8 protein-coding genes are annotated in these 11,289 nt (G+C 39.8%); 5 read left to right on the top strand and 3 right to left on the bottom strand.

The window, feature by feature from the left end; genetic code table 11:
* From PHC76_RS14400 to PHC76_RS14380, 5 genes are all read left to right on the top strand, one after another.
* Positions 1-4,228: RHS repeat-associated core domain-containing protein (locus tag PHC76_RS14400; protein ID WP_300210623.1), on the top strand; the 4,228-nt coding region annotated here is incomplete at its 5' end.
* The gene (locus tag PHC76_RS14395) at positions 4,215-4,784 is read left to right on the top strand and encodes a hypothetical protein (RefSeq protein WP_300210621.1); all 570 of its coding nucleotides are present in this window, start codon (positions 4,215-4,217) and stop codon (positions 4,782-4,784) included. The genes PHC76_RS14400 and PHC76_RS14395, both read left to right, overlap by 14 nt.
* Before the next feature lie 28 nt (positions 4,785-4,812).
* A complete protein-coding gene (locus PHC76_RS14390; protein ID WP_300210619.1) occupies positions 4,813-5,373 on the top strand; it encodes a hypothetical protein in 561 nt (186 codons plus the stop codon).
* An 11-nt stretch (positions 5,374-5,384) separates the two neighbouring features.
* The gene (locus tag PHC76_RS14385; protein WP_300210617.1) at positions 5,385-6,668 is read left to right on the top strand and encodes an RHS repeat-associated core domain-containing protein; all 1,284 of its coding nucleotides are present in this window, start codon (positions 5,385-5,387) and stop codon (positions 6,666-6,668) included.
* A gap of 14 nt (positions 6,669-6,682) precedes the next feature.
* Positions 6,683-7,258 carry a hypothetical protein gene (locus tag PHC76_RS14380; protein ID WP_300210615.1) on the top strand — a complete coding sequence of 192 codons (576 nt, stop codon included), beginning with the start codon at positions 6,683-6,685 and terminating at the stop codon, positions 7,256-7,258.
* Between the two features lie 109 nt (positions 7,259-7,367).
* On the opposite strand, the gene queF is transcribed toward PHC76_RS14380, so the two are convergent.
* The 3 genes from queF to PHC76_RS14365 form a co-directional block, all read right to left on the bottom strand.
* A complete protein-coding gene (queF, locus tag PHC76_RS14375; protein WP_300210613.1) occupies positions 7,368-7,751 on the bottom strand; it encodes a preQ(1) synthase in 384 nt (127 codons plus the stop codon).
* 15 nt (positions 7,752-7,766) lie between these two features.
* Positions 7,767-9,149, bottom strand: coding sequence for an EAL domain-containing protein (locus PHC76_RS14370; RefSeq protein ID WP_300210611.1), 1,383 nt, complete (start codon positions 9,147-9,149; stop codon positions 7,767-7,769).
* Positions 9,150-9,157: 8 nt separating this feature from the next.
* On the bottom strand, positions 9,158-11,289 hold a 2,132-nt coding region (locus PHC76_RS14365), incomplete at its 5' end, for a DNA gyrase subunit B (RefSeq protein ID WP_300210609.1).

Below are 11,289 nucleotides of genomic sequence, written 5' to 3'. Positions count from 1 at the left end.
GGGTGTAAAATCGGGAACCGTTGGGGCACAATCCGATCCGATAGAAGCTAGCCCCAGTGTTTTTGTAAATGGAAAAGCGGTGGTGCGTGTCGGAGATGTGCAGTATATGCAAAACAAAAACACCGTAGGTAAAGTGACCACTTCCGAGAGCGGAAGTGCAGCGCATATTACCGATGAGGGAAAAATCGAGGGGAATACTCAACCTGAACCGATTGCAATGCCGTATGCCAAAAACAAACCGACCAACAACCCAAACACAAGCGGTTCCTTAGGTTCGCGTACCGGCTCTCCCGTTCTTCTTAAAAGCGGAAAATTGCTTTATCGTATTACCGATGCAGAGTTTATCGCGCCGATCGGATTTGCTCTTCAGCGTGTCTATGTCGGTGATAGTCGTAAGGGGATGTTTTGTAACGGATGGCAATGTGTTTATGAGACACAATTGATTCAAAGCGATCCCTCAATTCTCACGCTCCGTTTTAGCGATGATCAAACCTTTCGCTTCACCTATAGCGAGAAGGGGTTTCTCGACGATGATGATTTGGGTGCCACACTTACCCTCCTTAGCCCACAAAACTTTTTGTTGGAATATTTCATTGACGCTCATACCGAACGCTATGTCAACGGACATCTTACTGAAATAAAAGACCGTAACGGCAACACCTTAAGCTTAGTCCGTGATAGCAATGGAAAATTACTTCATATAGCCTCGTCCTTTGCAACACTCGACTTTGAATACAACCGTGAAGGGAATGTATCGCGTGTACGTGACCATACGTCCCGTATTTGGACATACACATACGATACCCAAGGGGTACAAGAACCTTTACAAGGTAAATATCATAACCTCACCCATGTCACCGACCCTATGGGGGGAATAGTGCACTACGTCTATCAAAAGAGCGCTCCCTACTTATTAGAGCAGATTGTCGATGCGAGCGGTATTAGCATACTCGAAGTAACTTACGATACTACAGATCGTGTTGAAAGTTATTCTGAGAAAGGGGAACGATTTAGCTACCGTTATGAGACTAACCGCGTTATAAAAACAGACAGTATGGGAAATAAAACCTTTTACGGACTCGACAACTGGGGAACCATTTGTGCTATCACCTATCCTGATGGAAGCACCGCACGAGAAGAGTATCACGATGACACCTCAATCCTAACCGATCAAGGGGGAAATGCCCATATCAAAGCATTCGATAAACGTCATCGTCCGATTCGTGAAATCACTCCCGATAAACACACCACCCTCTATCTTTATGAAGGAGATAATCCCTTTGCTTCTTCAATTATCCGTAATGATAAAACCACAACCTATACCTATGATGGATACAATAATCGTACAAGTATTACCACCCCTGATAAACTGCAAGAACGCTTCGAATATGATGATCGCGGAAACGTCGTTTCCCATACTAACCGTGAGGGGATAACAACCCAATATACTTATAACGCTAACAATCAGCGTATCCGTATCAGCGACGCAATGGGGGGAATCACACAGTATGTGTACGATGAGCTAGGAAACTGTATTACAATCATCGATCCGCAAGAGCAAATAACGCAGTTCGAGTATGATAAACTCAATCGTCGTATTGCCATCATTGAGACGGATAAAAATACAACACGCTTCTATTATGATAATGCAGGATGCCCCAGTGCGATTCGTGATCCACAGGGCAATATGACCCGATACGCTTATGACAGTGATGGTTTCTTATCACGCATGATCAATCCCGCCGATCAACTGAGAACCTTTACGCATGCGCGGGGCAAGCTCATCGCCATTACCCGTGAAGATGGGGTAGTCTATCGCTTCGAGTATGACAAACGGGGACGGAAAACCTCTCAGAGTATTGGAGATAAAACCACCCTATATACCTACGATTCATTAGGAAACCTCCTCAGTGTCAAAGATTCATCAGGCATCATTGAATATGTCTATGATAGCAATGCGCAAATACGGCTAGAACGCCAAGGGGATAAAAGCGTTTCCCATGCCTACAACCTTGACGGTTCCAAACGCTTCATCGGATATGAGGGGATGCACTTCAACCTGATGCGAAATGAGAGCGGAGTGTTAGAGCGTATCGTACAAGCAAACCAAAGCTATAACCTCTCCTTTAATACACGCGGTGCGCAAACTGCACTCAGCTACCCGAACCGTATCGAAACCAAAAGCGTATTCGATCCATTAGGACGACTTACCAAACGTACTTTAGGCGAAACCCCACTCTTGCAATACACCTACGATAAGAGTTCCCGTATCATCTCCCGTAACACTACCCCCATCACCTATGATGCAGGATGCAGAGTAACCAGTGTAGGAGAAGAGAGCTACACCTACGATGAGAGTGGAAATCTCCTAAAAGAGAACAGCGTTATCGACTCTCTCTCCGGAGCACTGCTACACCAAGGCGATACCAAATTCACCTATGATGCACTAGGACAACTGACAGAGAAGAACTCACCGACAACTCGAACAACCTACGACTATAATATCGAGGGGTATTTGATAGGGTATGAACGTACCTCTCTCACCGATTCGTCATTCCGTGCTCCGACACGGAATCCATCTCCCGTTCGTGGTGAGCTTGTCGAACCATGGACTCACCCTTCGACAAGCTCAGGGCGAACGAAATTACACTTCACCTACGACCCATTAGGACGTAGAGTCGCCAAATACTACAAAAGCCAAAGCGAAGAGTACCACCACCGCTATCTCTACGCAGGTGATAATATCGTAGCCATTTACGACAACGACACGGATGAACTCCTAGCGACATTGTTACACGAAGAAGATGCAATAGACTCACCGCTATCGATCCATGTTCATCCGCAAGAACCGTTAACTCACGAAGAGCAATGGCACTACGATACACTCGATGAAACCGAACGGTTCCTCTTTAACCAATCACGAATAAAACGCTACTACTACCACCGCGATCACCAAAACTCCATAGTAGCATTGTCGGATGATAATGCCCAAATTGTAGAGTATTACGAATACGATATCTACGGTAAGATCACCAAAAGTGAAAAAATAGCTAAAACCCTAAACCCGTATCGTTACACAGGCAGAGAGATAGACACAGACGATCTGTACTATTACCGAGCACGCTATTATGACCCGACCATCGGACGGTTTATCACTCCTGACCCGATAGGGTTCCTATCAGGCGATACAAACTTTTATCGGTATGTTGGGAATGATCCAATCAACTTTATAGACCATAGCGGCTTTAGCGGGATATCTCCAAACGGGACACAAAATTTTTCTAGCAATACACTCAGGGATACGCTAAATCCTCATTTAAAATCATCAATACTACAAAATCCTAAACCGTCCAAAGGTGGAGGAGCTTCGGCTAAAATGAATTGTGGGGTTAAGGTGGCGGGAGCAGAGCAGAAAAAAGAAAAACCTATAAAATATTTACGGTTTATCTTCCATACTATGGAAGAAGAACCGACCAATGCGGCAGAAGCCTATAACCGCTATTTAACCAAGAAGTTAGATCAATATAAAACACTTCACGAAGTTTATGTGATTAAAAAAGAATCCTTGAGTAAAATAGCAATTGATATAGATGCAAAAATAAAAGCAGAAAGTGGAGCATATCGTATTGTCGTTAAAGAGATTGCCCTCTTTTCGGACTTATCCCACGCTCAGTCAAAGAACCGTGCTTTAATCGCAATGGATAGCACTAAATCAGGTGTCTTACCAAAGCGTTTCATGGTTCCAGAGCCCTATGCAGGTCAGCGAATACGCGCGTTAGAGAACATCGACCGTGCAAAACGTCAAGCGAATCTAAAACATTCAAGCACATACGACAATGCTTTTAGAAATAAAGAAGACGGAGCGACCATCAGCGATGGTTTAGGCAAAGCTTCCAATGCATCAGAAACTTTAAGTATGTTCGGTACAGACGCTCACAAAGTAGCTACGAGCGGAGCAGGAAAATTATTCGGACACGCAGGGGACGCCGTTAATATTGTCAGTTCTGCAAGCTGGTATGAAGTAGGCAGAAATGGTACTGGGGTAATATTTGGTGTTGTTGGGGGGATTGCGGGGGGAATTGTAGGAGCCGCTTCTCCTATTCCAGGTGGAGCAGTTGGTGGGGGTTTAATTATTGGAAAACTTAGCGGTGATGTTGGAATGGACAGCTATGACTATGCTATGAAAAATTGGTTTGGAGTAGAGGATGAAGCTTATGGGATGGAATAAAAAAAATTATAATGCAGAAATCGGAAAAGTTGTTTTAATTCTATTTTTATTTGTTTATTCTATTGCAATGCTATATTACTATTTTGCATTTTATATCTCTAGCAATCAGTGGTTTTCAGAAGGAATTTTACAATTCAATTCATATATTACACAGATATTTCCGGGAGTTGAGAGTAGAAGTAGTATTGGAGAACAAAAATTTGCTAATGGAACATATATTGATTATCTTGCAGGTATATCGATTATATCTTTCTTAATCACAACGCCATTGTCAATAGTTATCTTGGTTTACAAAAAACTCTGGTTTGATTATTCAATTAGAAAAGATACGTATTACACATCTTTTTTCAGTTGGATTGGTATGATATTGATTGTTATCGCTGGATATTATTATTTATATTTTGTAACTGCATATCATTCTTCAAGAGTAATATATAGTTCTATTGGTGCAACAATATTAAATATCAATAATTTACTATTAGCTTCAATGCTAATTGTAGTCATCGTTGATCAAATCAGATTTTTTATTGTAAAAAACAATTCTACTACGCAATAAAATTGGTTTGGCGTGGAGGATGAAGCTTATGAAATGGAATAAAAAAAATTATAAAGAACCTATCAATAAAACTTTTCAGATAACGTCTACTTCTATTTATATCGTCGCTATCCTTTACTATTATTTTGCATTTCATATCTTTAATAATCAATTATATGCAGAAGGAATATTGCAGTTCAACTCATTTATTGCACACTATTTTCCTGGGGTTGGAAGTAGGAATATGATAAGCGAAGGCAAATATGGCAATGGTCGTTATATTGAATACCTTGCAGGTATTTCAATAATAATTGCGTTACTTACGAGCATATTTTCTATATATACATTAGCAATGAAAAATTTATGGACGGATTATTCCACTGAAAACAATTTAATGATCTTTATATTGTCTTATATTGGATTAGGATTAATTTTTATAGGAGGGTTTTATTCGTTGTATTTCCAAACAACACAACATTCATTGAGAATAATATATTCAACCATTGGGGCAACACTTTTTAATCTTAGTATTGCGCTTATATTTTCACTAATGTTTATCTCAACTATTGATATATGCAGGTTTTTATTTTTTAGAAATAAACACAGCTAACTCCCGAAAAAATGTGTAAACCGATTAAATATTTTATCTACCACCGCGATCACCAAAACTCGATTATCGCTCTCAGTGATGATAACGCTCAAATAGTAGAGTATTACGAATATGACATTTACGGAACTATCACCAAAGCTGAATACACCGAGGGCATCCAAACTCTAAATCCCTATCGCTACACAGGCAGAGAATTCGATACTGATGATCTGTACTATTATCGAGCACGATATTATGACCCGACTATCGGACGATTCATCACCCCTGACCCGATAGGGTTTCTTTCAGGCGATACGAACTTTTACCGCTATGTCGGGAATGATCCGGTGAACTTTAATGATCCGAGCGGATTGCAAAGTATGGCAATAGCATTAGCAAGTGCCGTTCAAAACAGACCTAACTCTTCCTATGACGGTAATCCGTTTAATGGTATTATTCCTGATACTTCCGTACCTAAAACTGCTATCCCTAATTCGACCATGCCGCAGGGGAAAACAAATACGCAAACGAGTAAACCAAAGGCGGCACAAGTTTCATCTAAAACGGCTCAGGTCAACAAGCAAGACGGAGTGAAGATCAAAGGGGATGTGCCGAAAGTTGTGGATGAGAAGTGCAAAGATCAGAAATGGCATGATCCGGTGGATAATCCGCAGTTGGCGAGGTATACGAAAGGAGGAGGGGAAGCTCCGTATTGGAATGTGTTTGGTCATGTTAGAAAAGGAAGAAAAGATAGTAAAAAAGATATACATCAAGGAGTAGACCTATTCGCACTTCCGGGAACTCCAGTATATGCGTGCGTGGATGGTATCGTAACTCGATCTGAATTTACACCTTCTCCTTATGGTAATGTTGTAACAATTAAAGCTAAATGTCCTGATTTTGTGCGAAGTCTAAAACTAGCGTATAATTTGCCATATGTAAAGAATGGAGAGATAATACAAGGCTCAGGTTTTAATGAAAATGGAGATTTTTACTTTTTTTATGCTCATCTCTTAGAAATCAATTCTACAATAAGAAAAGCCTTTGATAATGGTGAACGAGTCGAAGTAAAAGCTGGTCAAATAATCGGAAAAGTTGGCACGAGCGGCTACGATATTAGTAAAGATCCTCATTTACACTTTGAAGTATTAAATATTAACAAGGCGATTGATTTAAATAACAGAGTAAATCCAGGATTTTATGTCAAATATAAACTTCCAAATGTTTTAAAAAATGATGAAGCAGTATTGCAACAAGGTGTTGCTAATAGTAAGAATGGTGATCCACGTCATGGTGATCCATTAAAAACTAAATAAATAGGAGTGATAGTATGTTTAAGAGATTAATTGCTATTTTAATATATGTTTTGTCGGTGTCTATATTTTTTGTTAGCCCAGTAGATGCAAAAAATACGAATAATATCCAATATCTGACAAGTGTTTTTAATAAAAAAAATATTTCATCACAATCTATAAAATATAATCTAAATGATTATACTGTTTTTACAACTGCAAAATGTGGTGATGACGATTGTAAATATGTAGTTTTAGTAAATAAAAAAAATAAAGTTTTAGGAGAATTTAATATTGACAATGCTGATGCTTGGAGTCTTGATAACATTTATTTACTAAATAATACAATTGATCAGCAATATTTTGTAATTGAAGCATATTGTGAAGATAGTGTAAAATACTTTGTTGTTAGTGTTAATAATGACAAAATATCTCTAATACTGAAAAAAGAATTTTATAACGAACAATATACTCCTCAGAAATTGCTTAAACAAAACAAATATCTCCCAGTCACTTATAGTATGTTTGAAAAAGACGGTGGACTTTACATGAAAGTTGGTTCAACGTATAAATCTGACATCATCACTCTGAAAAAATCTACTAGCATGAAATAAATTTTTTACGTACTACCGAAGCTTCCAACCTCTTTATTTGAGGGGATAGACTTTACTCTGATACTAAATACCAACTGAGTATTAGCAGTGTATTATTCAAATAGGAAAGTTATTTTCCCATCTTCTCACTATCAATCTCAACTACCGTATGAACATTCCCGCGCGGATAATAGTCTGCAACCACTTTTAAGCGCTTAGGAGCGATTTTTGACTCGAAAGTGCTGTAGATCTCGTTTGCGCTGTTTTCGTGCGAAATATGGCGGTTTCTGAACGAATTAATGTACAACTTGATTGCTTTGAGTTCGGCTACCCATTTGTCCGGGGTATATTCGACATATATGGTTGCGAAATCGGGATATCCACTTCGCGGACAAAGACAAGTAAACTCCGGTAGCGTCACTTTAATCACATAATCACGTTCATGTTGATTTGGCCATATCTCAAAATCTTTTTCGATATCAAAATTTTCAACGATTTGTTCACCGTATTTCATTGCTACTTCCTTCTTTTATAATTGTTCTGCGCTCAAAATTCTACCTAGATAGTTACCCTGTCGGTAGTTGATTTTTAATGATTGTACGAGATTATTCGTATACGTATCCTCGACCATTGATATCCACGTTTTAGCTCCGCACAAATGGGCACTGAGGTTTAGACCTTGGATAATATTCTGATATCCTGCTTCTTTAATATGACGGATATAGAGAGGATCAAAACGGACCATATCTACTTGCATCTCTTTGAGATAAAGGAGTGTCGTATGATACCCGCCCAAACGATCCAATGCAATCTTATACCCTGCCTTTCGGTATTGGGCAATTTGGTGAACAAACCGTTCTAGCTGATGGCAATACTCTTTCTCTTCAAACATCAACGTTATTTTATTCCGAGACATCGGATAACGCTCGAACAGTGTCATGGCATGTTCGAAAAAGTAAGGATTACGTAACGTAACCGAAGAAATGGTTACAATAAAATTTCGATTACGTTCATCACACAAAGCAGCAATTGTATCTAATACATCACTCTCAAGATGGCGCATTTGATTGAGTCGGTTTAGAACTGGAATATAGCGGCTTTGATGAATAAACCGCCCCTCTGAATCAATAAGTTTGACTGTCGTATCAAATGTCGGATATTCGTCACAGCATACCGGCCAAAATCCAACCGAAAAATGTTTCTGCTCCAATGCATCCACAATTTCATTTTCCAGTTCATTGATCGAATAAAATTCCTCTTTTTCAGAACTGATCCGATCATTATGAAGTTCATACAAACGGCTTATCAGCAAGTCAACGTTATCCGAAAGTCGAGAATCAAGCATCACCGCCTCAATCCGTATTTCAATCTCATTATCGACATGATTTTGATATTTACTTAGAAACAACTCGATAAGAGGAAGATTTTCTCCTTTATCACCCGGTAAAAAGAGTAAAAAATCGCCCCCTTTATAGCGGCTTATAGGGAGTTTTTCTATTTTTTTGTCTCGAAAAAAATGGTCTAATTTCATCACTATATTTTTTAAAGCTATATCACCGTTTTTAACCCCGTAACGTTCATTGATAGACCATAGATTTTCAACACTGATCAGGACAAGGGTGTGGTTTTTTTTGGAAAGTGATTTAACAAACAAACGGAGAAAATATTCCGGAGTAAAGGTATGGGTAATCGTATCAGTAATATTTTCATGGGTACTCTGATAAATCAGATAAAAAATGAAATAAACCATTATCGCTAATAGTGCAATCGACAAAAGAATCAAAGAAGATAAAGTAGAACTGTGCGTAAGAAGAGCAAAAAGAGTTACACTGCTTAGAAAAAAGATCGGTAAACCCATCCGCAAAGCTAATGCAAATCGGTGTTCTCTCTCTTTTTCTTCAGTATAGGTCATGAAAAAATTTAAATATCCAAGTGCTTAACGTCTTTAGCGTGCGTTTCAATATAGTTACGACGCGGCTCGACATCATCACCCATAAAGAGATTAAACGATTCACCTGCAGATTCAGAATCATCAACCGTAATACGTAACAATACACGGTTTTCTGGTGTCATAGTCGTTTCCCAAAGCTGCTCCGGATTCATTTCCCCGAGACCTTTGTAGCGTTGAATATAAGAACCTTTCTTCGCATAATCGGTAATTTGAGTAAGCAATGCCAACAAATCACCTTCAAGCGGCAGATTCCAATCTTGGATTTTTTGGTAGATATAATTTGCTTCGGCAAAATGCGGTGAAGCGAAAAGCTCATCATTGACGTGAAGTTCTTCAAGCCCCTCTTTGGTTTGAACAAACAGATGCATATCCTCATCATTGACGCTTTTGCTGAGAATATTATTACCCTGAGCACTCAAGAACGCTTCAACATGAGTATAAAGATCAGTAAGAGACAATGCGATCAAATCCGGATTTTCGATGAAATAACGGATAAGTTCCACGAGGGCATAACGGCGTTCCAATGCATCGAGGGTACTGCGGTAATGATCGACCATTTTAAAGAATGATACGAGATCGTTGACACCGACATTGAGGTTATCCATTTCCAACGCTTCAATACCATTTTCAATCAAGAAAGCATTCATAACACGATCGTCTTTAAAGTAGATCTCTTTTTTCCCTTTTTTGTAGCGATATAACGGCGGTTGTGCAAGATAAAGGTATCCGTTTTCAACAATTTTTGGAAGATATCGGAAGAAGAACGTTAACAAAAGAGTTTGAATATGGCTACCATCAACGTCGGCATCGGTCATAATGATGATTTTGTGGTAACGAAGCTTGTCTTCGTTAAACTCTTCACCGATTCCGCAACCGAGTGCGGTAATCATGTTGGTGATCTCTTCGGATTTTAGAATTTTGTCCAAGCGCGCTTTTTCGACGTTGAGAATTTTACCTTTGAGCGGCAAAATCGCTTGGAAAACACGGTCACGCCCTTGTTTAGCCGAACCGCCCGCAGAGTCCCCTTCCACCAGATAAAGTTCGCTGATTGCGGGGTCTTTGCTTTGACAGTCTGCCAATTTACCCGGCAATGTACCGACCGTCATCGCATCTTTACGACGAGTGAGTTCACGTGCTTTTTTCGCCGCTTCGCGACCGCGTGCCGCCATCAACGCTTTTTGGATGATTGCTTTGGCTTGGATCGGGTTTTCTTCGAAATATTTGGTCAGTTTTTCGTAGGTTACTTTTTGAACCAACGGTCGAACGTAGGTATTTCCGAGTTTTCCTTTGGTTTGCCCTTCAAACTGCGGTTCCGGTACACGTACAGAAACAACACAGATAAGTCCCTCGGAAACATCTTCGCCCGAGAGTGGGATATCTTTCTCTTTGGCATTACCGTTTTGTTTATTGTAATTCGAAATAACACGGGTCAATCCGGCGCGGAAACCGGCTTCGTGAGTACCACCGTTCGGAGTGTTGATATTATTGACGAAGGTAAACATTTTTTCGTCGTAACTGTCGTTATACATCACGGCGATATCCATCTCGATATCTTCAATTTTTTCACTGAATGCAAAAGGAGTTGCGACAACCGTTTTTTTATTCACATCGGTAACAAACTGGCTAATACCGCCCTCGAAGTGATAAGTATTGCTTGCGCCGTTACGATCGTCTTTGAAAACGATGGTAATGCGTGGATTGAGGTAAGCGAGTTCACGGAACCGTTTTGCCAAGTAGTCGTAATCGAAAATAATGGTTTCAGTAAAGATCGAAGGATCCGGGAAAAATTCAATGGTTGTTCCACGTTTACGTGTATTACCCGTTACTGCCAATGGTTCTTGAGGAATACCGCATTTAAAATTTTGTTCAAACGATTGACCTTCACGGAAAATGGTCATTTTCAAATCAGATGAAAGTGCATTTACAACTGATACCCCAACCCCGTGCAAACCGCCCGAGACTTTATAGGTATCTTTATCAAATTTTCCTCCGGCGTGCAATACGGTTAAAACAACCGTAGCGGCAGATATCCCCTCACCCGGATGGATATCAGTTGGAATACCGCGACCGTTATCGCTGACCATCGCTGTACCGGGTTTTT

Source organism: Sulfuricurvum sp., assembly GCF_028710345.1.
In the GTDB taxonomy this organism is placed as follows: Bacteria; Campylobacterota; Campylobacteria; order Campylobacterales; family Sulfurimonadaceae; genus Sulfuricurvum.
This window is presented reverse-complemented; position numbering and strand designations above follow the sequence as displayed.

Bases quoted from the DNA above. Each gene is read 5' to 3' on its own strand.
- queF (WP_300210613.1), bottom strand. From the start codon at position 7,751: ATGAAATACGGTGAACAAATCGTTGAAAATTTTGATATCGAAAAAGAT.
- PHC76_RS14380 (WP_300210615.1), top strand. From the start codon at position 6,683: ATGTTTAAGAGATTAATTGCTATTTTAATATATGTTTTGTCGGTGTCT.
- PHC76_RS14385 (WP_300210617.1), top strand. From the start codon at position 5,385: ATGTGTAAACCGATTAAATATTTTATCTACCACCGCGATCACCAAAAC.
- PHC76_RS14390 (WP_300210619.1), top strand. From the start codon at position 4,813: ATGAAATGGAATAAAAAAAATTATAAAGAACCTATCAATAAAACTTTT.
- PHC76_RS14370 (WP_300210611.1), bottom strand. From the start codon at position 9,149: ATGACCTATACTGAAGAAAAAGAGAGAGAACACCGATTTGCATTAGCT.
- PHC76_RS14395 (WP_300210621.1), top strand. From the start codon at position 4,215: ATGGGATGGAATAAAAAAAATTATAATGCAGAAATCGGAAAAGTTGTT.